This window comes from Cellulomonas sp. JZ18 (genome assembly GCF_009720485.1).
Classification (GTDB): domain Bacteria; phylum Actinomycetota; class Actinomycetes; order Actinomycetales; family Cellulomonadaceae; genus Cellulomonas.
This window is the reverse complement of sequence record NZ_CP045245.1, coordinates 2370567-2393309: the sequence shown is the minus strand read 5'-3', so window position 1 is coordinate 2393309 and position 22743 is coordinate 2370567. Positions and strand designations below refer to the sequence as shown.

The 22743-nt window shown below is 75.9% G+C and carries 19 protein-coding genes and 2 pseudogenes; 13 read left to right on the top strand and 8 right to left on the bottom strand.

Annotated elements, in window-relative coordinates; genetic code table 11:
- The first annotated feature begins 59 nt into the window (after positions 1–59).
- From GC089_RS10835 to rny, 4 genes are all read left to right on the top strand, one after another.
- Positions 60–302, top strand: a complete 243-nt coding sequence (locus tag GC089_RS10835) for a DUF3046 domain-containing protein (RefSeq protein WP_155377688.1) — start codon at positions 60–62, stop codon at positions 300–302.
- Positions 303–627: 325 nt separating this feature from the next.
- Positions 628–1653: a recombinase RecA gene (gene recA / locus GC089_RS10830; RefSeq protein WP_136520370.1), complete on the top strand. Its 1026-nt coding sequence runs from the start codon at positions 628–630 to the stop codon at positions 1651–1653.
- Between the two features lie 215 nt (positions 1654–1868).
- Positions 1869–2186, top strand: a complete 318-nt coding sequence (locus tag GC089_RS20095) for a regulatory protein RecX (RefSeq protein ID WP_370513988.1) — start codon at positions 1869–1871, stop codon at positions 2184–2186.
- Between the two features lie 201 nt (positions 2187–2387).
- The gene (gene rny / locus GC089_RS10820) at positions 2388–3920 is read left to right on the top strand and encodes a ribonuclease Y (protein ID WP_230684743.1); all 1533 of its coding nucleotides are present in this window, start codon (positions 2388–2390) and stop codon (positions 3918–3920) included.
- Between the two features lie 21 nt (positions 3921–3941).
- Here the strand turns inward: rny and GC089_RS10815 are convergent, their stop codons facing one another.
- The 4 genes from GC089_RS10815 to GC089_RS10800 form a co-directional block, all read right to left on the bottom strand.
- Positions 3942–4826 carry an amino acid ABC transporter permease gene (locus tag GC089_RS10815; RefSeq protein ID WP_155377686.1) on the bottom strand — a complete coding sequence of 295 codons (885 nt, stop codon included), beginning with the start codon at positions 4824–4826 and terminating at the stop codon, positions 3942–3944.
- Complete coding sequence (locus tag GC089_RS10810; RefSeq protein WP_155379140.1) at positions 4823–5452, bottom strand: amino acid ABC transporter permease; 630 nt, start codon at positions 5450–5452, stop codon at positions 4823–4825. Before GC089_RS10810 ends, GC089_RS10815 begins: the two co-directional genes overlap by 4 nt.
- A 170-nt stretch (positions 5453–5622) precedes the next feature.
- On the bottom strand, positions 5623–6513 hold the full coding sequence (locus GC089_RS10805; protein WP_155377685.1) for a glutamate ABC transporter substrate-binding protein: 891 nt from the start codon (positions 6511–6513) through the stop codon (positions 5623–5625).
- 108 nt (positions 6514–6621) lie between these two features.
- On the bottom strand, positions 6622–7413 hold the full coding sequence (locus GC089_RS10800; protein ID WP_155377684.1) for an amino acid ABC transporter ATP-binding protein: 792 nt from the start codon (positions 7411–7413) through the stop codon (positions 6622–6624).
- 157 nt (positions 7414–7570) lie between these two features.
- Between GC089_RS10800 and miaB the strand changes: the two genes are divergently transcribed.
- Positions 7571–9166 carry a tRNA (N6-isopentenyl adenosine(37)-C2)-methylthiotransferase MiaB gene (miaB, locus tag GC089_RS10795; RefSeq protein ID WP_155377683.1) on the top strand — a complete coding sequence of 532 codons (1596 nt, stop codon included), beginning with the start codon at positions 7571–7573 and terminating at the stop codon, positions 9164–9166.
- Positions 9167–9204: 38 nt separating this feature from the next.
- Here the strand turns inward: miaB and GC089_RS10790 are convergent, their stop codons facing one another.
- Both GC089_RS10790 and GC089_RS10785 read right to left on the bottom strand, forming a co-directional pair.
- Positions 9205–9726 (bottom strand): YbjN domain-containing protein, encoded by a 522-nt coding sequence (locus tag GC089_RS10790; RefSeq protein ID WP_155377682.1) that lies wholly within the window; start codon positions 9724–9726, stop codon positions 9205–9207.
- Positions 9723–10313, bottom strand: a complete 591-nt coding sequence (locus GC089_RS10785; RefSeq protein WP_155377681.1) for a YbjN domain-containing protein — start codon at positions 10311–10313, stop codon at positions 9723–9725. Before GC089_RS10785 ends, GC089_RS10790 begins: the two co-directional genes overlap by 4 nt.
- A 105-nt stretch (positions 10314–10418) precedes the next feature.
- On the opposite strand from GC089_RS10785, the gene GC089_RS10780 reads away from it, so the two are divergent.
- From GC089_RS10780 to GC089_RS20090, 4 genes are read left to right on the top strand one after another with little or no spacing between them, the layout of a single operon-like run.
- Complete coding sequence (locus tag GC089_RS10780; RefSeq protein ID WP_155377680.1) at positions 10419–11189, top strand: hypothetical protein; 771 nt, start codon at positions 10419–10421, stop codon at positions 11187–11189.
- Entirely contained in the window at positions 11186–12139 is a 954-nt protein-coding gene (gene miaA, locus GC089_RS10775; protein ID WP_155377679.1) for a tRNA (adenosine(37)-N6)-dimethylallyltransferase MiaA, read from the top strand. The genes GC089_RS10780 and miaA overlap by 4 nt, the downstream gene beginning before the upstream one ends.
- A complete protein-coding gene (dapF, locus tag GC089_RS10770; RefSeq protein WP_155377678.1) occupies positions 12136–13119 on the top strand; it encodes a diaminopimelate epimerase in 984 nt (327 codons plus the stop codon). Before miaA ends, dapF begins: the two co-directional genes overlap by 4 nt.
- Positions 13116–13601: a thioredoxin family protein gene (locus GC089_RS20090; RefSeq protein ID WP_155377677.1), complete on the top strand. Its 486-nt coding sequence runs from the start codon at positions 13116–13118 to the stop codon at positions 13599–13601. The genes dapF and GC089_RS20090 overlap by 4 nt, the downstream gene beginning before the upstream one ends.
- A 187-nt stretch (positions 13602–13788) precedes the next feature.
- Here the strand turns inward: GC089_RS20090 and GC089_RS10760 are convergent.
- Positions 13789–14835 (bottom strand): annotated as a pseudogene (locus tag GC089_RS10760) (MFS transporter); the annotation flags it as partial.
- A 113-nt stretch (positions 14836–14948) separates the two neighbouring features.
- On the bottom strand, positions 14949–15578 hold the full coding sequence (locus tag GC089_RS10755; RefSeq protein ID WP_155377676.1) for a class I SAM-dependent methyltransferase: 630 nt from the start codon (positions 15576–15578) through the stop codon (positions 14949–14951).
- Between the two features lie 108 nt (positions 15579–15686).
- Here GC089_RS10755 and hflX point away from each other — a divergent pair, with 108 nt between their 5' ends.
- From hflX to GC089_RS10735, 4 genes and pseudogenes are all read left to right on the top strand, one after another.
- Positions 15687–17207, top strand: a complete 1521-nt coding sequence (gene hflX / locus GC089_RS10750; RefSeq protein ID WP_155377675.1) for a GTPase HflX — start codon at positions 15687–15689, stop codon at positions 17205–17207.
- Between the two features lie 89 nt (positions 17208–17296).
- Positions 17297–19387 (top strand): S9 family peptidase, encoded by a 2091-nt coding sequence (locus GC089_RS10745; protein ID WP_155377674.1) that lies wholly within the window; start codon positions 17297–17299, stop codon positions 19385–19387.
- 39 nt (positions 19388–19426) lie between these two features.
- Positions 19427–21654 (top strand): annotated as a pseudogene (locus GC089_RS10740) (ATP-dependent DNA helicase).
- A gap of 77 nt (positions 21655–21731) precedes the next feature.
- Positions 21732–22733, top strand: a complete 1002-nt coding sequence (locus GC089_RS10735) for an L-lactate dehydrogenase (RefSeq protein WP_155377673.1) — start codon at positions 21732–21734, stop codon at positions 22731–22733.
- Positions 22734–22743: the final 10 nt, after the last annotated feature.

Genomic DNA, 22743 nt, shown 5'->3' with positions numbered 1-22743 from the left:
CGCTCCCCGGGGGCGCGGTCGCGGCGACGCGTCGTCGCCGCCGGTGGCAGGCTGGTGGCGTGAGGTACCGCGAGCTGACCGACCTCGTCGACGACGTGCTGGGCCCCGTGCAGGGGCGCCTGCTGCTCGACGAGCTCGTCCTGGACGCGCTCGGCAACCGGACCGGGGCGCAGGCGCTCGCCGCGGGCGTCGAGCCCCGCGCCGTGTGGCACGCGCTGTGCGACGCGCTCGACGTGCCCGACGCCCGACGCTGGGGCACCGACCCGCACCGGCAGGCGCCGCCGCGACCCGCTGACCGCTGAGACCCGCCGAGCGCTGGGACGCGCTGACGGCTGGGACCCGCTGGTCCCCGCGACCCGCTGGTCCCCGGGACCCGCAGGTTCCCGGGACGCGTGGCGACCCCGGCCGCACGGTCGGCGTGTCGCGCGTCCCGGTCGAACAGGTGTTCGGCTAGCCTGAGGGCAGGTGACGACGACCGAGCCGTCCCCACCCCGTGCCGGACGCGTCGTCGTCCACGGGGGGCGGGGCGCCCGGCCGGGATGTCGGTGGTCGGGCATAGCGTCGCCTGCGACACCAGGACCAGCCCCGCAGGCGCAGCGCGACGCTGCTCGAGACGACGAGGTAGACATGCCCGCTCAGGACCGCGAGAAGGCCCTCGAGGCCGCACTCAGCCAGATCGACCGCCAGTTCGGCAAGGGATCGGTCATGCGACTCGGCGAGGAGGGTCGCGCACCGGTCGAGGTCATCCCGACCGGCTCGGTCGCGCTCGACGTGGCGCTCGGGATCGGCGGCCTGCCCAAGGGCCGCATCATCGAGGTGTACGGGCCGGAGTCGTCCGGCAAGACGACCGTCGCGCTGCACGCCGTGGCGAACGCGCAGAAGGCCGGCGGCATCGCGGCGTTCATCGACGCCGAGCACGCGCTCGACCCGGAGTACGCCAAGAAGCTCGGTGTCGACACCGACGCCCTCCTCGTCGCCCAGCCGGACAACGGCGAGCAGGCGCTGGAGATCATGGACACCCTGATCCGCTCCGGCGCGATCGACATCATCGTCATCGACTCGGTCGCGGCGCTCGTGCCCAAGGCCGAGATCGAGGGTGAGATGGGCGACTCGCACGTCGGCCTGCAGGCCCGCCTCATGTCGCAGGCCCTGCGCAAGATCACCGGTGCGCTCAACGCCTCCGGCACGACCGCGATCTTCATCAACCAGCTGCGCGAGAAGATCGGGGTGTTCTTCGGCAGTCCCGAGACGACGACCGGTGGCAAGGCGCTGAAGTTCTACGCCTCGGTCCGCATGGACATCCGCCGCATCGAGACCCTCAAGGAGGGCACCGACGCGGTCGGCAACCGCACGCGCGTCAAGGTCGTGAAGAACAAGATGGCCCCGCCGTTCAAGCAGGCGGAGTTCGACATCCTCTACGGCGTCGGCATCTCGCGCGAGGGCTCGCTGATCGACCTCGGCGTCGAGCACGGCTTCATCCGCAAGTCCGGTGCGTGGTTCACCTACGAGGGCGACCAGCTCGGGCAGGGCAAGGAGAACGCGCGGCGGTTCCTGCGCGACAACCCCGACCTCGCCGAGGAGATCGACAAGAAGATCAAGGAGAAGCTCGGCATCGGGGCGAAGGTCGACGCGCCCGCCGAGGTCGACTTCTGAGCCCGCGGACGGGCGAGGGGGAGGGGCGGCCCGCGGCGGCACGACGCCGCGGGCGGCCCGCCCCCGAGCCGCCCGACAGCGGCTCCGCAGCGGTCGACGCCGAGCCCGACCCGGAGCAGGTCGCGCGCGCGATCGTCCTGCGTCTGCTCACCGGTGCGCCGCGGAGCCGGGCCCAGCTCGAGGAGGCCCTCGCGAAGCGGGAGGTCCCAGCGGACGTGGCGGCGCGCGTGCTCGACCGGTTCACCGAGGTGGGGCTGGTCGACGACGAGGAGTACGCACGCATGCTGGTGCGCTCCCGGCACCGGGAGCGTGGCCTGTCCCGACGGGCCCTCGGCACCGAGCTGCGCCGCAAGGGCATCGACGACGAGGTCGCGGCCGCCGCGCTCGAGGAGGTCGAGCCCGAGGACGAGGAGTCCGCGGCGCGTGCGCTCGTGGTGAGGAAGCTGCGCGCCACCGCGTCCCTCGACACGGACGTACGCGTGCGGCGCACGTACGCGGCGCTGGCGCGCAAGGGGTACCCCCGGGTCTCGTGAGCCGTCTCGTCCGCGAGGCGCTCGCGGACGAAGGGGCGTCCGACGGTGCGCCGGACTGGTCCGACGCCGAGGGGTGATCGCTGGACGACGGGTGCTTCCCGGTCCTGCGCGACGCGCGGAGGCTCGGTGCCGGCCACGCTCGTGACCTGCGCGAGAATGGCACCACCCGTCGGCGCCCGGCCGGCCGGTACGGGAGGGCGCGTGGAGCAGGCAGCGATCGTCATCGTCGTGGGGCTGCTCGGCGCGTGCCTCGTCGCCCTCGTGCTGGTCCTCGTCGCCCGGCGCGAGGCCGATGCCCAGCGCCGGCAGGCTGCCGAGGACGTGGCGCGCATCAAGGACGAGGCGCGAGCGCTGCTCGCCGACGCCGAACGCCGCCAGCAGCGCATCGCGGACCGGGAGCGCGAGCTCGCGGCGGAGCGGAGCGAGCTCGTCGATCTGGAGCGCCGGGCCCGGAGCCAGGCGGACGCCGCCGCGGAGGCGCAGCGTGCCGGTGCCCGCGCGGTCGACAAGGCGGAGCGGGCCGCCGCGCGCACGCTCGCCGACGCCGAGCGCGCCGCCAACGAGCGGCTCGCCGCCGCGCGCGAGCAGGCCCGGCAGGAGCTCGAGGCCGCGAGCGGGCTCACGGAGGAGGAGGCGCGCGCCGAGCTGACCCGTCGCATCGCCGACCAGGCCGCCAACGACGCCGCCGCGCAGGTGCGACGCGCCGAGGCGGCCGCCCGCCGGACGGCGGACGCCCGCGCCCGGCGCATCGTCAGCGCGGCCGTGCAGCGGCTGGCCGTGCCGACGAGCGCGCAGCACGTCGTCTCGATCCTGCCCCTGCCCTCGGACGAGATGAAGGGCCGGATCATCGGCAAGGAGGGGCGCAACATCCGCCACTTCGAGGCCCTGACCGGCGTGAACGTCCTCATCGACGAGACCCCGGACTCGGTGGTCCTGTCCTGCTTCGACGCCGAGCGGCGCGAGGTCGCCCAGATCGCGCTCGAGGCGCTCATGGCCGACGGGCGCATCCACCCGCAGCGGATCGAGGCGGCGTACGCCGACGCGCTCGCCGGTGCCGACGAGCGGCACGACGCCGCCGGGCACGACGCCGCGGAACGCGCCGGGGTCGGGGGCCTGCACCCGGAGCTCGTGCGGACCATGGGGCGGCTGCGCCTGCGCACGTCCTACGGGCAGAACGTGCTCGAGCACCTCGTCGAGAGCGCGCAGGTCGCCGCCGTGGTCGCGGCCGAGCTCGGTGCCGACGTCGAGGTGGCGCGCCGCGGGGCCTTCCTCCACGACGTCGGGAAGGCGCTCACGGCCGAGGTCCCCGGGACGCACGCCACGGTCGGTGCGGACCTCGCCCGCCGGTGCGGTGAGTCGGACGCCGTCGTCAACGCGATCGCCGCGCACCACGACGAGGTACCGCCCGCGACGATCGAGGCGGTGCTCGTGCAGGTCGCGGACGCCGTCTCGGCGTCCCGTCCCGCCGCCCGCCGGCAGGACGTCGACCAGTACGTGGAGCGCATGGGCAGCCTCGAGGCGCTCGTCGCGGAGCACGACGGCGTCCGCCGCGCCCTCGCGATGGCGGCGGGGCGGGAGGTCCGCGTCGTCGTCGAGCCCGAGCAGGTGGCGGACCGCGACCTGCCGCAGCTCGCGACCGCGATCGCCCGGCACATCGAGTCCGACCTCACCTACCCGGGCGAGATCAAGGTGACGGTCGTCCGCGAGCTGCGCGCGAGCGCGACGGCGGGCTGAGCCCGGCCGCGCGGCCGTCGCTCAGAGCGGGACCGACCCCTTCGGGTCCAGACCCGTCGCACCGTCGCCCACCACGGCCGCGGGGGCGGCCGGCGTCGCCGTGCGACGCGTCCGTCCCTGCAGCCGCATCGCGAGGCGCGACAGGCTGATGTTGACGGCCAGGTAGACGCCGGCGCCGACGACGAACAGGGCGACGACGGACGCGTTGCCGAAGAAGTACGTGTTGTTCTGGATCGTCTTCAGCAGCTCCGGGTAGCCGACGATGAACCCGAGCGAGGAGTCCTTGAGCAGGACGACCATCTGGGCGACGAGGCTCGGCAGCATCGTGCGCAGCGCCTGCGGAAGGAGCACGAGCCGCAGCGTCTGCGCCCGCGACAGGCCCACCGCGTACGCCGCCTCGGTCTGGCCCTTGGGCAGCGACGCGAGCCCGGCGCGCACGATCTCCGCGATGATCGCCATGTTGTAGACGACGAGACCGAACACGACGGAGCCGAAGGCGTCCCACCCGAACGCGAGCAGCGCGAAGAACATGACGAGCAGCACGGGCAGCCCGCGGAACAGCTCGATGACCGCGGAGGTCAGCCCGCGCACCCACGCGAGCCGGCTCGTGCGGACGACGGCCAGCAGCAGGCCGAGCAGCAGCGCCAGGGGTGCGGCGACGACGGCGGCGCGCAGCGTCGCACCCAGGCCGTCGAGGAGCAGGTTCCGCCAGACGGCGGCCGCAGTCTGCCCCATCGGCGGGTCGTAGAGCACCGCCCAGCGCTCCGCCGTGAAGATGCCGCGCCCGGCCGCGTACCACAGGCCGAACGCGACGAGACCGAGGACGACGAGGCCGCCGACGACCGAGCCGATCCGCTCGCGGCGGCGGGCGACGGGGCCCGGGGTGTCGTACAGGACGGATGTCATCGCGCGAACGCCACCCTCCGCTCGAGGACCCCGGCGAGCTGCCCCGCCGGGATCGTGATGACCAGGTAGCAGATCGCGACGCCCACGAGGACCGTGATCACGTCCGCGGGGTTCCCCTGCGCGAGCCGGCGCCCGGTGGCGACGAGCTCGACGACCGCGAACCCGGCCGCCACCGAGGTGTTCTTCGCCAGCGCGATGAGCACGTTGATGAGCGGCGGCACCACCGAGCGGACCGCCTGCGGCAGCACCACCGACGTGAGCGTCTGGCCGAACGTCAGGCCGATGGCCCGCGCGGCCTCGGCCTGGCCCACGCCCACCGAGTTGATGCCCGACCGCACGGCCTCCGCGACGAACGCGGACGTGTACGCGGTCAGGCACACCACGGCCGCCCAGTACCCGATCGGGAGCACGGGGCCGAACTGGGGCAGCACGATGATCGTGAAGAAGAAGACGAGGGTGAGCGGCATGTTCCGCAGCACCTCGGTGTAGACGGCCGCCGCCCCGCGCAGGGAGCCCAGCGGGGCGACGCGCATCGCCGCGACGAGCAGGCCGATGACGAGCGCGCCGGCGCCGGCCACGACGGTGAGCTGCAGCGTCATGCGGAAGCCGGCGAGGTAGGCCGGCATGTTCTCGACGATGACCGTGGGGTCCACGCGTCCTCCGGGTGGTGTCTCGGCGGGCCGGGGGCGGCCCGGGGCGTGCGCGGCACGCGGGGGAGCGGCACCGCGCGGGCCGGCACACCGGTGCCGGCCCGCGCGCGCTCGGGTGCCGACGGCCAGGGCCGCCGGCACCGGGGTCAGTAGCGGTCGACCGCGGGCGGCTCCGGCGTGTCGAGGACGGTGCCCGCCGTCTCCTCCCACGCCTGCTCCCACGAGCCGTCCTCGTACGACTGCTCGAGGACGTCGTTGATCCACATGCGGAAGTCGGTGTCGTCGAGCGCGAGGCCGATCCCGTAGGGCTCCTGCGTGAAGGGCTCGCCGCGCACCTCGAGGTCGTCGTTCTGCGCCGCGAAGCCGGCGAGGATGACGTTGTCGGTGCTGATCGCGTCGACCTGGCCGTTGCGCAGCGGCTCGATGCAGTCGGAGTACGCCTGCAGCGCCTGGACCTGCGCCTCCGGGTAGTTGTCCAGCAGGTTCTTCTCCGGCGTCGAGCCGGACACGGTGCAGACGCGCTTGCCCGCGAGGTCGTCGGGGCCCTGGATGTCCTCGTTCGACTTCAGCGTGAGGATCGACTGCCCGGCCTCGTAGTAGGGGCCCGCGAACGACACGACCTCCTTGCGGGTGTCGTTGATCGTGTACGTCGCGATGACGATGTCGACCTGCCCGGACTGGATGAACTGCTCCCGGTTGGCGGAGATCGTCTCCACCCACTCGATGTCGTCCTCGGCGATGCCGAGCTCGCCGGCGATGATCTTGCCGATCTCGACGTCGAAGCCGGTGGGGACGCCGTCGGGCCCGACCAGCCCGAACAGCGGCTGGTCGAACTTCGTGCCGATCGTGATCGACCCCTCCTCGGCGAGGCGGGCCATCGTCGAGCCCTCGGGGAAGTCGGCGGCGGCCGTCTCGGTCCCGCCGCCGGCGGTGTCCTCGGTCTCCTGCCCGCCCGCGTCACCGCCGCCGGAGCAGGCGGCGAGGGCGAGCGTGGACGCGGACAGCAGGGCGATGAGCCCGGTGCGAGCGGATCGCATGTGCTTCTCCTTCGGTCGCGGGTGCGCGGTGGCGCCCCGGTCGGGGACGGGTGCGGCGAGTCGGTGCCGTCGGTGCGGGAGGCGCGGGCGGGTCGCCCGCGGGCCGCGTCAGTGGGTGAGGATCTTGGACAGGAAGTCGCGCGCCCGCTCGCTGCGGGGCGCGGTGAAGAACGTCTCCGGGTCGGCCTCCTCGACGACCTGGCCGGCGTCCATGAAGACGACGCGCTGCGCGGCGCGCCGCGCGAACCCCATCTCGTGCGTGACGACGACCATCGTCATCCCCTCGCGTGCGAGGCCGACCATGACGTCGAGGACCTCGTTGATCATCTCGGGGTCGAGCGCGGACGTGGGCTCGTCGAACAGCAGGGCCTTCGGCTTCATCGCCAGTGCCCGCGCGATCGCCACGCGCTGCTGCTGCCCGCCGGAGAGCTGCGCGGGGTACTTCTCGGCCTGGTTCGCCACGCCGACGCGCTCCAGGAGCTCCATCGCCGTGGTCCGGGCCTGTGCCGGCTTGACCTTCTTGGCCTTCACCTGACCGAGCGTGACGTTCTCCAGCACGGTCTTGTGCGCGAAGAGGTTGAACGACTGGAACACCATCCCGACGTCGGCCCGCAGCCGTGCGAGCGCCCGGCCCTCCGCGGGGATCGGTTCGCCGTCGATCGTGATCGTCCCCGAGTCGATCGTCTCGAGCCGGTTGATCGTCCGGCAGAGCGTCGACTTGCCGCTGCCCGACGGCCCGATGACGACGACGACCTCGCCGCGGTGGACCGTCAGGTCGATGTCGCGCAGGACGTGCAGGCTGCCGAAGTGCTTGTTCACACCCGACAGGAGGATGAGGGGCTCACCCGTCCGACGGGTGGCCGGAGGGGTCGCGGGGTCGGCGGTCACGCTGTCGGCCATCCCCTGAACCTATGCGGGGGATGTTGCCGACGCCACGGGGTGACGTCACGAAGACGTAACGTCCTGGTCATACGTCCTGCCGGTGCGGGCGCTCCGCCGCGCTCGCCCCGGTGCGTGTGTCGGAGACGCCCCGTCGCCGGACGTACCCTGGTGGACGATGTCCACGACCCTGCCCGCACCGCTCGCCGCGCCGGCCGACGACACCGTCGCCGACGCGCCGCGCCAGGCCCGCACGTACCTGGTGAAGACGCTGGGGTGCCAGATGAACGTGCACGACTCCGAGCACATGGCCGGCATGCTCGAGGAGGCCGGCTACGTGCCCGCGAGCCCCGCCGACGCGGCCGCGGAGGACGTCGACGTCATCGTCATCAACACGTGCGCCGTGCGCGAGAACGCGGCCGACAAGCTGTACGGCAACCTCGGCCGGCTGGCGGGGCAGAAGCGCGCCCGTCCCGGCATGCAGATCGCCGTCGGCGGCTGCCTCGCGCAGAAGGACCGCAGCGGCATCGTCGAGCGCGCGCCGTGGGTCGACGTCGTCTTCGGGACGCACAACCTCGACGTCCTGCCGACGCTGCTCGAGCGCGCGCGGCACAACGCGCGCGCGGAGGTGGAGATCGCCGAGTCGCTGCAGGTCTTCCCCTCGACCCTGCCCACCCGCCGCGAGTCGGTCTACGCCGGCTGGGTCTCGATCAGCGTCGGCTGCAACAACACCTGCACGTTCTGCATCGTGCCGCACCTGCGCGGCAAGGAGCGCGACCGGCGCCCGGGCGAGGTGCTCGCGGAGGTCGAGGCCCTGGTGGGCCAGGGGGCCATCGAGGTCACGCTGCTCGGCCAGAACGTGAACTCCTACGGGGTCGAGTTCGGCGACCGGCAGGCGTTCGCGAAGCTGCTGCGTGCCGCGGGCGCCGTCCCGGGCCTCGAGCGGCTGCGGTTCACGTCGCCGCACCCCGCCGCCTTCACCGACGACGTCATCGAGGCGATGGCGCAGACGCCCACGGTGATGCCGCAGCTGCACATGCCGCTGCAGTCCGGCTCGGACCGGGTCCTGCGGGCCATGCGCCGCTCCTACCGCTCCGAGCGCTTCCTCGGCATCCTCGACCGGGTCCGTGCGGCGATCCCGGACGCCGCGATCACGACCGACATCATCGTCGGGTTCCCCGGCGAGACCGAGGAGGACTTCGCCGAGACGCTGCGCGTCGTCGAGGCGTCCCGGTTCTCGTCCGCGTTCACGTTCCAGTACTCGCCGCGGCCCGGCACCCCGGCCGCCGACCTGCCCGACCAGCTGCCGAAGCAGGTCGTGCAGGAGCGCTACGAGCGCCTGGTGGCGCTGCAGGAGCGCATCTCCTGGGAGGAGAACCAGCGGCAGGTCGGCCGGACGGTCGACGTGCTCGTCGCCGAGGGGGAGGGGCGCAAGGACGGTGCCACCGCCCGCCTGTCCGGCCGCGCCGCGGACAACCGCCTCGTGCACCTCTCGCTGCCCCCGGGCCTGCCCGTCGCCGACGCGCCGCGTCCCGGCGACCTGGTCCGCGTCGAGGTCACGCACGCCGCGCCGCACCACCTCGTGGCCGACTCGGCGCTCACGGGGGGCACGTTCGCCGTGCGGCGCACGCGGGCGGGCGACGCGTGGGAGCGGCGGGCCACCGGTGCGCAGGAGCACGCGCACGGAGGTCCGGGCGGCGGCTGCGGCACGGGGGCGGCGCCGGCGGGTCCCGTCGTGCTCGGCCTGCCGACCGTCGGGGCGCCCGCGCGCTGACCCGCTGCGGGCGGGCGGCGGACCGGCCCCCGGCGACGTCAGTTGTCGGGCACGTCCGGTGCCGGCCCGGTCTCGCCGGGCACGACCGGGTCGAGCGCGGCGAACAGCTGCACGCCGGTGCCGAGCCCGCACGCGAGCAGCTGGGCGAGCTGCACGTCCGTGACCCCGGGCTCGAGGTCCGCGGAGACCTCCGAGTACACGGCGAGCACGCCGTCCTCCTCGCGCACGTACGCCTTGGGCCAGATGCGCTCGCGGTTCCAGTCGTTGATCGCCAGCGCCAGGGCGCGCCGCTGCTCGAGCGGCAGGGTGCGGTGCCAGCGGCCGCGCACCTGCAGGATCTCGTCCTGCTCACCGAGCAGCAGGAACCAGAACCGGTTGCCGTCCCACGTGCCGGTGAGGTCGCCGTCCTCGTCGACGACGAAGCGGTAGCCCCGCGCCAGCAGGTAGTCGGCCACCCGGTCCCGCGTCAGCGGGCGGGGGACCTCGTCGTCGGAGGACACCTGCTTGGTCGGCTTCGGCAGCCCGCCCAGCACGCGCAGCAGCCAGCCCGGCCCCGTCACGGTGCCATCCCCGCGGGGTCGGGGTACCGCTCGTCGAGCGCGTCGAAGAGCATGCTGCCCGTCGACAGGCCGCAGAACAGGATCTGGCTCAGCTGCGCGTCCGTCGCGCCGTGCTCGAGGTCGGTGGCGACCTCGCTGACCACGTGCACGCGGCCGTTGTCCCGCACGCGCACGTAGGCCTTCGGCCAGATGCGCTCGGCGTTCCACTCGTTGCACACGTCGAGCACCTCCTCCAGGCGTTCGATGGCGAGCTCGCGGTGCCACTGCCCGCGGACCTGCAGGATCTCCGCCTGCTCCCCGAACAGGAAGAAGTAGAAGAGCCGGCCGCGCCAGAGCCCGCCGAGGTCGCCGTCGTTGTCGACGAAGTAGCTGAAGCGGTTCTCGGTCATCCACGCCGCGATCCGCGCGGGCGTCACCGGGACCGGCAGGTCCGCGCCCTGCTCGGGCGACCCCAGCTCGCGGGCGAGCAGCTCCGCCACGCGGGCGTGGAGCTCGCCGTCCTCGACCGGGGCCACGGACACCTCGGCGCGGGTCCTCGGCCGTCCGCGCCCCCACCACCGGCGTGCGCGCTCCCCGAACGACACCATGCGCACGACCCTACCCGGCGGCACCGACGCCGCATGGCGCCCGGGCGGGTGGCCCGGCGGCCGGGCGCGGCGGGTGCACCCGGGCCGGGCGGCTACGGTCGTGGCGTGCTCGTCGCCGCCGCGCTCGTCCCCGACACCGTGCTGCTCCTGCCCGGCGTCGCCGGTGGGGCGTCGCACGCCCCGGCGCTCGCGGGCCTGCGCGACGCGGCGCTCGCCGCGGTGGCCGCCGCCGTCGATCCCGCGGAGCGCGTGGTCGTGGTCGCGCCCGGACGCGCGGACCGGGCCGTGGCCGGGCGCGTGCGACCCGGGGCGGCCGCCGCCGGCGTCCCCGACCACCTGCTGACCTGGCCCGTCCCCGCGCTCGACCTCGAGCCGGCCCCGGGCGGACCCGTCGCCGTGCCCGGTCCGCCCGGCCCGGCGGCGGCCGTCGGGCTCCAGCTGGTCGTGCGCGCGGGACGGGGGGCGGGGGACGGGCTGCACGTCGTCGAGGTCGCCGCCCGCGACGTCGACGCCCTGCGCCGGCTGGGCGCCGCCCTGACCGGCGACGGACGGACCGCCCTCGTCGTGGTCGGCTCCGGCTCCGCACGGCACGGGCCGGACGCCCCGCTCGCCGACGACCCGCGGGCGCCCGTGCTCGACGACCGCCTCGCACGCGCCCTCACGGACGGCGGGACGGGCGGGCGCGACGTGCTCGCGGCCCTCGACCCCGCGCTCGCGGACGCCCTGGCCGTCAGCGGCTGGGGCCCCTGGCAGGTGCTCGTCGGCGCGCTCGACGCAGCGGGCGCGGCACCGCGGGCCGTGGGCGGACGCGCCGACGTCGTCCACGGCGCGGCCCACGCGGTCGCGTGCTGGCAGCTCGGGCAGGAGGCGCGGTGACCCTCGTCGTGGCGGTGGTCGGCCCCACCGCGACCGGCAAGTCCGACCTCGGCATCGCGCTCGCGCAGGCCCTGGGCGGACAGGTCGTCAACGCGGACGCGCTGCAGCTGTACCGCGGCATGGACGTCGGCACCGCGAAGGTGCCGCCGCACGAGCGGCACGGCGTCCCGCACCACCTGCTCGACGTGCTCGACCCGCGCGAGGAGGCGTCCGTCGCCGACTACCAGGTGCAGGCCCGGGCCGTCGTCGCCGACCTCCTCGCGCGCGGTGTGCGGCCCGTCGTCGTGGGCGGGTCGGGGCTGTACGTGCGCGCGCTGCTCGACCAGCTCGACTTCCCCGGCACGGACGCGGACGTCCGCGCGGCCCTCGAGGCACGCGTCGAGGCGGAGGGCACGCGGGCGCTGCACGACGAGCTCGCCGCGGCCGACCCCGCCGCGGCCGAGAGCATCGGGCCCCGCAACGCCCGGCGCATCGTGCGCGCGCTCGAGGTCATCGCGCTCACCGGTCGCCCGTACTCGGCGTCGCTGCCGCGGCACGAGTACGCCGTGCCGGCGGTGCAGATCGGCCTGGACTGCGCGCGCGAGACGCTGGACGCGCGCGTCGCCGGCCGCGTCGACCGGATGTGGGACGGCGGGATGCTCGCAGAGGTCGAGGCCCTCCTCGCGCACGGGCTGGGCCGGACGGCGGCGCGCGCGGTGGGGTACGCGCAGGCGGTCGCGCAGCTGCGGGGCGAGCTGGACGACGCCGGAGCGCGGGCCGCGACGACCGCGGCCACGCGTCGCCTCGCGCGCAAGCAGATGGGGTGGTTCGGCCGGGACCCGCGCGTGCGCTGGCTCGACGCGCAGGACCCGGCCCTGGTGGGGCGGGCGCTGGAGGTCGTGCGGCAGGCGGACGCGGGGGAGCCGGCGCCCCCGGACGCGGGTCCCGTGCGCCGTACCCTGGGCTCATGACCCGTCCCGCGACCGCCCCCGCACCCGCCCCGACCACCGCCGGCCTCGGCCGCGTCGGGGTGACGAAGGGGCACGGGACGCGCAACGACTTCGTCTTCGTCGACGACCGGGACGGTGCGCTCGACGTGTCCGCCGAGCTGGTCGCGCGGCTGTGCGACCGGCGTGGCGGGCTCGGCGGGGACGGCCTGATCCGCCTGGTCGCCACCGGCCGCGTGCCGGACGCACCCGCCGCGACCCGCACCACCGCCTGGTTCATGGACTACCGGAACGCCGACGGCTCCGTCGCCCAGATGTGCGGCAACGGCGTGCGGGTCTTCGCGCGCTACCTCGAGAGCCTGGGCCTGTGGGACCCGACCACGGGTGAGCTGGCGGTCGGCACGCGTGCCGGGGTGCGCACGGTCCGCGCCGTCGACGTCCCGTCCGGGCTCGGGGGCGGCGCGTGGTTCGCGGTCGGCATGGGGCCGGTCACCCTGCCGGGCGGTGCCGACGCCGTCGCGGCGGGCGGGGACGCCGAGGTCGCCGTGCCGGGCCTCGCGGTGACGCGTCCCGGTCTGGGTGTCGACGTGGGGAACCCGCACACGGTCGTCGTGCTGGCGGACGTCGACGACCTCGCCCGGGTGGAGCTCGTGCACGCGCCGGACGTCACGCCCGTCCCGGCGCAGGGCACGAACGTCGAGCTCGTCGTGCCGCTCGGCGAGGAGACGCTCGACGACGGCACGGTGGCCGGGCGCGTGCGCATGCGCGTGCACGAGCGCGGTGTCGGCGAGACGCAGTCGTGCGGGACGGGCGCCGTGGCCGCGGCGGCGGCCGTCCGGGCGTGGGGCGGCACCGGTGCGCCCGACGTGTGGTTCGTCGAGGTCCCCGGCGGCACGCTGCGGGTCACGTTCACGGCCGCCGCGGACGGCACGCACGCCGAGCTGGCCGGCCCAGCCGTGCTCGTCGCCGAGGGGTCCGTCGACCTGGCGGCGCTGCTCGCGTGAGCGCGGCGGCGGTCCCGTCCGGCGGCCCGGGCGACGTGGTCGGCGCCGCGGACCTCGGCGAGCCGCTGGGGGAGCGCGCGACGCTCGTGCAGGTCTCGAGCGCGTTCTGCGCGCCGTGCCGTGCCACGCGCCGCGTCCTGGCCGCGGTGGCGGCGAGCGTGCCGGGCGTCGTCCACGTCGAGCGCGACGTCGCGGACGCCCCCGCGCTCGCGGCCCGGCTCGCGGTGACGAGCACCCCGACCGTCGCGGTGCTGGACGCCGCGGGCCGCGTGGTCCGGCGCGCGGAGGGCGTGCCGACGTCCGGTCAGGTGCTCGCGGCCGTGGCCCGCGCGCTGCCCCCGAGGGCTGATCCGGTCCGGCCACGTCGGCCGTGCCCGCCGCGTCGGCCGTGCCCGCCGCGTCCGCTGTGCCCGCCGCGTCCGCCACGTCCGCCTCGTCGGGCGGGACCTCGGTGGGGGGTGTGCCGACCCGCGGCGCGGTGAGGGCCGCGCCGACCGCCAGGACGGCCGCGAGCCCGAACGCCGCCGCGAGCCCCGCGGGGGCCACCGCCGCACCCGGTGGGGCGGCCGCCGCGGTGACGAGGGCGACGACGACCCCGCTGACCGCGAGGGCCACGGCGGAGCCGACGGCGTCCGCGATCGAGAGCGCCGAGCTGTTGGTGCCCTGCCGGCCCGGCACCGAGTACCCGAGGACGAGCACGTTCAGCCGTGACGACGCCAGGCCCATGCCCGCTCCCGCGAACGTCCACGCCGCCACGAGCCCGGTGGGTGGCAGGTCCGCGGCCGCCGTGACGAACGACCCCGCCGTGCCCACCGCCACGAGCGCCGTGCCGACCCGGACCGCGTCGCGGCTGGTGAGGCGGTGCCCGAGGCGCCCCTGCACGGCGGACATGCCGGACCACGCGAGAGCCGCCGTCGTGAGCGCGAGACCGCTCGCCGTCGGGCTCCAGCCCTCGCGCTGCGTCAGCAGGTACGGCACGTACGCCTGCGCGCCGAAGAACGCGCCGGACACGAGCGCACGCGTCGTGACGACGCTCGGCAGCCCGGGACGCGCGCGGCGCGCCCCTGCGGGCAGGAGCGGCCCGACGACGACGAGCGCGGCGGCCCCGGCGAGCGCCGCGAGCACCGCGGAGGGCACGGGCGGCAGCTCGACGGCGAGGTTCAGCGCGAGCACGGCCGTGGCGACCAGCACGGCCAGCACCACCCGCCGTCGTCCGTCGGCCGGTGCCGGGCCGGCCGCGTCCGGCGGGCCGAGGGGGCGCAGCGTGCGCAGCAGCGGCAGGCTCGTCGGCACCACGAGCAGCGCGACGCCGAGGAAGACCCAGCGCCAGCCCGCGACCTCGGCCACGAGGCCCGCGACGGTGGGCCCGACCAGCGAGGGCAGCACCCAGGCGGCGGAGAACCAGGCGAACGCGCGCGGGTGCAGCGCGGGCGGGTAGGCGCGCGCGAGCGTGACGAGCAGCGTCACGTTCACCGCGCCGCCGCCGAGGCCCTGCGCGAGCCGTCCGACGACCAGCACGGGCATGGCCTGCGCCAGGCCGGCGACCACGAGGCCGGCGACGAACAGGACGGACCCCGCGAGGAACGGCCGGAACGGGCCGGTGCGGTCCGACCAGGTCCCCGCGACCACCATGCCGACGACCCCGGTGGCGAGCGGTCCGGCGAACGCGAAGGCGTACAGCGCGTGGCCGTCCAGCAGGTCCGCGACGCCGGGCATGACCGTCGTCACCGCGAACGACTCGAACGCGACGAGGACGACGAGGGTGACGAGCGCCGCCGTGGTCGTGCGGCGCTCGCGCCACAGCTCCTGCGCGCCGGCCGTCAGCGCGCTCACCGCGTCACCCGCAGCACCCGGAAGCCCTTGGCGCTCGCCACCCGCTCGACGGCGACGCCGAGGCCGGCCCCGTCCGGCGCGTCCGTGGCCAGCCAGCGCTGCAACGGGTCGGCGCCGAGGTTCCGGCCCACCACGAGCCACGCGTCGCCGTCCGGGGCCAGGCGGGAGAGCCAGTCCACGAGGAGGGCGTGCAGCGCGGCCTTGCCGATGCGCACGGGCGGGTTCGACCAGACGGTCGTGAACCGCACGTCGGCCGGCACCTCCTCCGGGCGCGCGGCGACGACGTTCGCCGCGCCGAGCCGCTCGGCGTTGCGCCGCACGAGGTCGAGCGCGCGCTCGTTCACGTCGACCGCCCAGACCCGTGCGCCGGGTGCGGCGAGGGCGAGCTCGAGGGCGACGGGGCCCCAGCCGCAGCCGAGGTCCAGCAGGTCCCCGCGGGGCGGCGGGGGCGGCACCGTCCGCAGCAGCACCTGGGTGCCCAGGTCCACGTGGTCGGGGGAGAAGACGCCGCCGGCGGTCTCCACGGTGACGTCGCGCCCGGCGATCCGCACGGCCACCGTGCGCCGCTCGTCGGACGACGCGGGTCGCGCCGTGAAGTAGTGGTCCGCCCCGTCCCCGCTGTGCACGCAGGCGACCCTAGCCCGCCCGCACCGCTGCGCCCGCAGCGAAAACCCTCGCCCAGCGCGTGCGCCGGTGCGACCCTGGGGAGACTGGAAGCGGACGAGAGGACACGCGTGGACGACCGACAGCACACCACCCCCGAGGCGCCGCAGGCGCCGGTGCGCAGCGCCCAGGAGGTGGCCGACGACGTCGTCGCTCGTGTGCTGGCCCGGGCCGGGACCGCTCTGCAGGCCGGCGGCACGACGCACACGACGTACGACGGCGACCAGCTCGACCTGGAGGAGCGCACCTCGCTGCGCCGCGTCAGCGGGCTCTCGACGGAGCTCGAGGACGTCACCGAGGTCGAGTACCGGCAGCTGCGCCTCGAGCGCGTCGTGCTGGTGGGCCTGTGGGGCGCGGGCACGGCCGAGGAGGCCGAGATCTCGCTCCGCGAGCTCGCCGCGCTCGCGGAGACGGCCGGCTCGCAGGTGCTCGACGGGGTCCTGCAGCGCCGGCGCACCCCCGACCCCGGCACGTTCCTGGGCTCCGGCAAGGCCGCGGAGCTCGCGACCGTGGTCGCGGCCGTCGGCGCCGACACCGTCGTGGTCGACGGCGAGCTCGCACCGTCCCAGCGCCGTGCGCTGGAGGACGTCGTGCGGGTCAAGGTCATCGACCGCACCGCCCTGATCCTCGACATCTTCGCCCAGCACGCGAAGTCGAAGGAGGGCAAGGCGCAGGTCGAGCTCGCGCAGCTCGAGTACCTGCTGCCGCGCCTGCGCGGCTGGGGCGAGTCGATGAGCCGCCAGGCCGGTGGCCAGGTCGGCGGCGCGGGTGCGGGCATGGGCTCGCGCGGTCCCGGCGAGACGAAGATCGAGCTGGACCGCCGCCGCATCCGCAACAGGATGGCGAAGCTGCGGCGCGAGATCGCGGCCATGGCACCGGCACGGCAGACGAAGCGGGCATCCCGCAAGCGCAACGCGATCCCGTCCGTGGCGATCGCCGGGTACACCAACGCCGGCAAGTCGTCGCTGCTCAACCGGCTGACGAACGCCGGGGTCCTCGTCGAGAACGCCCTGTTCGCGACGCTGGACCCCACCGTCCGGCGCGCCGAGACCGCGGACGGGCGCGTGTACACGCTCGCGGACACGGTCGGCTTCGTGCGGCACCTGCCGCACCAGCTGGTGGAGGCGTTCCGCTCGACCCTGGAGGAGGTCGCCGACGCGGACCTCATCCTGCACGTGGTCGACGCGTCGCACCCGGACCCGGAGGGGCAGATCGCGGCCGTGCGGCACGTGTTCGCCGACATCCCGGGCGCCATGGACGTCCCGGAGATCGTGGTCCTGAACAAGGCGGACCTCGCCGCCCCGGAGGTGGTCGCGCGGCTGCGGTCGCGCGAGGTCCACTCCGTGGTCGTCTCGGCGCACACCGGCGAGGGGGTCGAGGAGCTGCAGGCGCTCATCGCCGACCAGCTGCCCCGGCCCGGGGTGAGCGTCGACGTCGTCGTGCCGTACTCGCGCGGCGACCTGGTCAGCCGGGTGCACGAGCACGGCGACATCGACCACGAGGAGCACACGCCGGACGGCACGGCGATCCGGGCCCGCGTCGACGCCGACCTCGCGGCCGAGCTCGAGGGCGCGGCCGTCCGGCGCGGCTGACGGCACCGCGCACCGGGACCCGGCGCGCCGCCCGGACGGGCGGGGCGCCGGGTTCCGCGCGTGCGGCCCGGCGTGCCTAGGGTGCAGGGGTGATCCCCGCCGACCTGGACCTCCTGCGCACCCCTGGCGCGCCCGCCCTGCTCCCCGACGGCTCCGCCGCGGTCGTCGCCGTCGTCGGGCCCGACACGGCGCTCGACGCGTACCGCGGCGAGCTCTGGCTGGTCCCGGTGCACGGCCCGTCCGCGGACGAGACCACCGCACGGGGCGAGCACGAGCCCGGCACCGGTGCCGCGCGCCGGCTGACGCACGGCCACCGCGACACGGCGCCGCAGGTCTCGCCGGACGGCCGCTGGGTCGCGTTCTGCCGCGCACCGCTCACGGGCGGTCCCGCCCAGGCGCACCTCGTCCCCGCGGGCGGCGGTGAGCCGGTGCGGCTCACCGACGCCCCGCTCGGTGTCTCCGAGCTGCGGTTCTCCCCGGACGGCACGCGCCTCGCGTACCTGGCACGCGTGCCCGAGGAGGGGCGGTACGTCCCCGGCGGCGACCCGGCCGCGGAGGCGCCCCGGCACGTCACGACGTTCCGGTACCGCGCGGACGGCGTCGGCTTCGTGCACGACCGCCCGCAGCACGTGCACGTGCTGACGGTGCCCGCGGACCCCGGAGCGAGCGACGCGCTGCCGGAGCCGACGGCGCTCACCGCCGGTGCGTGGGACGTCACCGACCCGTACTGGCTGCCGGACGGCGAGGCGCTCGTCGCGACCTGCACACGGCACGCCGACCGCGAGCGGGACGTGCGCCGGGACGTGGTGCTCGTGCCGGCGGGCGAGCGCGGCACCGACGTCGCGGCCCTCGTCCCGCTGACCGACGCCGACGCCGGCAGCACCCTCCAGGTCGGCACCGTGCGCCCGACGGCCGACGGGGCGGCCCTGTGGCTGCAGGCGCGCGACCTCGGGTCCGACGGCCACGACACCGTCGCCGCGCTGACCGGCCTGTTCCGGCTCCCGCTCGCGGGCACCGGCACCGGGACGCGGGCGGCCGGGGCGCCCGAGCGGATCACCGACGCCGAGACGGTGGACCTGTCCGACGGCGTCCTCGTGCCGCTCGCGGACGGCGTGCTCGTCGCCGTCGAGGAGCGCGGAGCCGTCACGCTCGCGCACGTGACGGCGGACGGCACGCCGCGCACGCTGGTCGACGCCCCGCACGTGGTCCTCGGCGCCGACGCGCTGCCCGCCGGCGGGCCGGCCGTGGTCGCCGCCGCGCACCCCGTGACGTCCGGCGCGCTGCTGCGCGTCGACGTCCGGACGGGGGACGGCCCCACGCTCGCCGACTGGTCCGCGCCGTTGCGCACCACCGGGCGGGTGCGGCGGCCCGTCGACCTCGTCGCGACGTCCGCGGACGGGTACGAGGTCCACGGCTGGGTCGTGACGCCCGACCCCGAGCGGTTCGGCGCCGGTCCCCACCCGACGCTGCTGATGATCCACGGCGGCCCGTTCGCGCAGTACACGCACGCGCTGTTCGACGAGGCGCAGGTGCTCGCCGGGGCGGGCTACGCCGTGGTGCTGGGCAACCCGCGGGGGTCGGCGGGGTTCGGGCGCGCGCACGGACGCGCGATCCGGCAGGCCATGGGCACGGTCGACACCGAGGACGTCCTCGCGCTGCTCGACGGCGCCGTGGCGCAGCACCCCGACGCCCTCGACGGCACGCGCGTCGGCGTCCTCGGCGGGTCCTACGGCGGCTACCTGACCGCCTGGCTGACCACCCGCACGGACCGGTTCGCCGCGGCCGTCGTCGAGCGCGGCTTCCTCGACCCGGTGAGCTTCACGGGGTCCGCGGACATCGGGTGGTGGTTCGGCCTGGAGTACGTCGGCGACCACGGCACGCCCGAGGGCCTGGCCGCCGTGGCGGCGCAGTCGCCGATGGCGCACGTGGGCCGCGTGCGCACGCCGACGCTCGTGATCCACTCCGAGCAGGACTGGCGCTGCCCGGTCGAGCAGGGGCAGCGCTGGTTCGTCGAGCTGCGCCGCCGCGGCGTCGAGGCGGAGCTGCTGCTGTTCCCCGGCGAGGGGCACGAGCTGACCCGCAGCGGCCGTCCGCGGCACCGCGTCAGCCGCTTCGAGCACCTCCTCGCGTGGTGGGGCCGGCACCTGCCCACCGGGGTGGCGGCCGGCACCGGGGGATGACGGGCGAGGGGCGTCGGTGCGCGCGACTACGCTGACGCGGTGCACCAGGCCCGGACGTCCGACCCCTCGACCGCGCCACGCACCGCAGGGGCGACGGACGGCACGAGCGACCGCGCGGCGGCGGTCCACGCGTCCGTCGACGAGCTCCTGGACCTCGCGGTCGGAGCGCTCGGCGGCGGGCGGCGCGAGGGGCAGCGGACCATGGCGCACGCCGTGGCCGACGCGCTCGAGTCCGGCGAGCACCTGCTCGTCCAGGCCGGCACGGGCACGGGCAAGTCCCTGGGTTACCTCGTACCCGCGGTGCGCCACGCCGTGACGCAGGACGAGCGGGTCGTCGTCTCGACGGCCACGCTCGCGCTGCAGCGCCAGGTCATGACGCGGGACCTGCCGCTGGTGACGCAGGCGCTCGCGGGTCGGCTGCCGCGCCCGGCCGACATCGCGCTGCTCAAGGGCTGGCACAACTACCTGTGCGTGCACAAGGTCGCCGGGGGCTACCCGGAGGACGACCAGGGGGCGCTGTTCGACGTGCCCGAGCGTCCCGGTGCCGCCGACCACCCCGCCCCGCGGAGGACGCCGACGAGCGCGAGACGCTCGGCGAGCAGGTCGTCCGCCTGCGGGAGTGGGCGCAGGAGACCGGCACGGGCGACCGCGACGACCTGGTGCCGGGCGTCGCCGACCGCGCGTGGCGGCAGGTGTCGGTGACCGCCATGGAGTGCCTCGGGCAGACCTGCCCGATGCTGGAGGAGTGCTTCCCCGACGCGGCGCGGGCGCGGGCGCGGGAGGCGGACGTCGTCGTCACGAACCACGCGATGCTCGGCATCGCCGCCACGGGGTCGCCGAACGTGCTGCCCGAGCACGACGTGCTCGTCGTCGACGAGGCGCACGAGCTCACCGACCGCGTGACCGCGCAGGCCACCGCCGAGCTCTCGGTCGCGACGATCGAGCACGCCGCGCGCCTCGCGCGCCGGCTCGGCGGCATCCCCACGACCGACCTCGACACGGCCGCCCAGCACCTCGCGAGCGTGGTCGTCCCGCTGCCCGAGGGCCGGTTCCCCGACGGGCTGCCGGAGGGAGCGCGGCTCGCGGTGGCCGCCGTGCGGGACGCCGCCCGCACGCTCCTGACGGTGCTCAAGCCGGACGCGTCCACGAAGGGGAAGGCCGGCGCCGACGGCGGCGTCAAGATGGCCAGCGCGGCGATGCTCGCGCTGTTCGAGACCGCCGAGCGCATGGCTGCCGACCCGGACGACCTGCGCCACACCGTCCTGTGGTGCGCACGCGGGGAGGACCGCCGGGGGCAGGTCACCACGCGCCTGCACGCCGCGCCGCTCGCCGTCGACGGTCTCGTGCGCACGCAGCTGCTCGCGGGCCGCACGGGCGTGCTGACGTCGGCGACGCTGGCGCTCGGCGGGTCCTTCGAGCCCGTCGCCCGCTCGCTCGGGCTCGGCGGACGTCCCGACGCCGCGCCGACGGGCCCGACGTCCCTCCCTGCGGCAGTGGCGGCGACCCCGGTGGGGTCCGGGACGGCGACGTCCGTGGGCGCGGCGGACGTGCTGCCCGGCACCGACGCCCCGCCCCGTGCGGAACGGGCGGACACCGGACGGTGGCGCGGGCTGGACGTCGGCAGCCCGTTCGACTACCCGCGGCAGGGCATCTGCTACGTCGCCCGGCGCCTGCCCACGCCCGGCCGGGAGCCCGCGACCGAGGCGCAGCTGGACGAGATCGCGACCCTCGTCGAGGCCGCCGGCGGGCGCACGCTCGGCCTGTTCACGTCGCGGCGCGCCGCGCAGGTCGCGGCGGAGGCCCTGCGCGAGCGGCTCGACGTGCCGGTCCTGCTGCAGGGCGACGACCAGCTGCCCACGCTCGTCGCGCGGTTCGCCGCGGACGAGCCGACGTGCCTGTTCGGGACGCTCTCGCTGTGGCAGGGCGTGGACGTACCCGGCCCGGCCTGCCGGCTCGTCGTCATCGACCGGATCCCGTTCCCGCGCCCGGACGACCCGGTGCGCTCGGCACGCGCCGACGCGGTCGCCGCGACGGGCGGCAACGGGTTCATGGCCGTGTCCGCGACCCACGCCGCGCTGCTGCTGGCCCAGGGGGCGGGACGCCTCGTGCGGTCGGGTGAGGACCGCGGCGTCGTCGCCGTGCTCGACCCGCGGCTCGAGACCGCGCGGTACGGGGAGTTCCTGCGCCGGTCCATGCCGCCGTTCTGGCGCACGACCGACCGGGACGTCGTCGTCGCCGCGCTGCGACGCCTGTCGGCGTCGGGCTAGCCTCGCCGGGTGGGACGTGTCCGCCGGGCCGGTGCGTCCCGCGCGCACCGTGCCCGTGACGAGGGGAACCAGCTGCCATGACGCAGGACATCGAGGGCGACGACGCCACGCTCGCCGTCCCGACGCCGCAGCGCCGGACCTCGAAGGTCGGCATCGTCGGCGCGGGGGCAGTCGGGTCGACGATGGCGTACGCCGCCCTCATGCGCGGTGCGGCGCGCACCGTGGCACTGCTCGACGTCAACCGGCAGAAGGTGGACGCCGAGGTCCTCGACCTCAGCCACGGCATCCAGTTCATGTCCATGGCCGAGGTCGTCGGCTCCGACGACGTCGCGGTCCTCAGCGACTGCGACGTCGTGGTCTTCACCGCGGGGGCCAAGCAGCGGCCGGGCCAGTCCCGCCTCGACCTCGCCGAGGCGACGATCTCGCTCGTGCGCAAGGTCCTGCCGGGCGTCGTGGAGGTCGCTCCGAACGCCGTCCACGTCATGGTGACGAACCCGGTCGACGTGGTCACGTACGCGGCCCTGCAGATCTCGGGCCTGCCGCCGACGCAGCTGTTCGGCTCCGGGACCGTGCTGGACTCCTCCCGCCTGCGCTACCTCATCGCCCGGCACACGGGCGTCGCCGTGCAGAACGTCCACGCGTACGTGGCGGGGGAGCACGGTGACAGCGAGCTGCCGCTGTGGAGCTCCGCGTCGATCGGCGCGGTGCCGCTGCTCGAGTGGCCGGGCGTGGCCGGCCACGGGCCGCTGACGAGCGAGGTGCGTGACGCGATCGCGCGCGAGGTCGTGGAGTCCGCGTACCGGATCATCGAGGGCAAGGGCGCGACGAACTACGCGATCGCGCTCGCCGGCTCGCGCATCATCGAGGCGGTCCTCAAGGACGAGCGCCGGATCCTCCCGGTCTCGTCGCTGCTCGACGGCTACCTCGGCATCTCCGACGTGTGCCTCAGCGTGCCGACGGTCGTCGGGGCGTCGGGGGTCGCCGAGCGCCTGGAGGTGCCGATGTCCTCCGACGAGCTGCTGGGGCTGCGTCGGTCCGCCGAGGCCGTCCGGTCGGTCGCGCGCCGCTTCGGTTTCTGACGCGGGCACG

Bases quoted from the DNA above. Each gene is read 5' to 3' on its own strand.
- GC089_RS10800 (WP_155377684.1), bottom strand. From the start codon at position 7,413: ATGGCCGACAGCGTGACCGCCGACCCCGCGACCCCTCCGGCCACCCGT.
- GC089_RS10815 (WP_155377686.1), bottom strand. From the start codon at position 4,826: ATGACATCCGTCCTGTACGACACCCCGGGCCCCGTCGCCCGCCGCCGC.
- GC089_RS10810 (WP_155379140.1), bottom strand. From the start codon at position 5,452: ATGCCGGCCTACCTCGCCGGCTTCCGCATGACGCTGCAGCTCACCGTC.
- GC089_RS10785 (WP_155377681.1), bottom strand. From the start codon at position 10,313: ATGGTGTCGTTCGGGGAGCGCGCACGCCGGTGGTGGGGGCGCGGACGG.
- dapF (WP_155377678.1), top strand. From the start codon at position 12,136: ATGACCCGTCCCGCGACCGCCCCCGCACCCGCCCCGACCACCGCCGGC.
- GC089_RS10805 (WP_155377685.1), bottom strand. From the start codon at position 6,513: ATGCGATCCGCTCGCACCGGGCTCATCGCCCTGCTGTCCGCGTCCACG.
- miaB (WP_155377683.1), top strand. From the start codon at position 7,571: ATGTCCACGACCCTGCCCGCACCGCTCGCCGCGCCGGCCGACGACACC.
- GC089_RS10735 (WP_155377673.1), top strand. From the start codon at position 21,732: ATGACGCAGGACATCGAGGGCGACGACGCCACGCTCGCCGTCCCGACG.
- recA (WP_136520370.1), top strand. From the start codon at position 628: ATGCCCGCTCAGGACCGCGAGAAGGCCCTCGAGGCCGCACTCAGCCAG.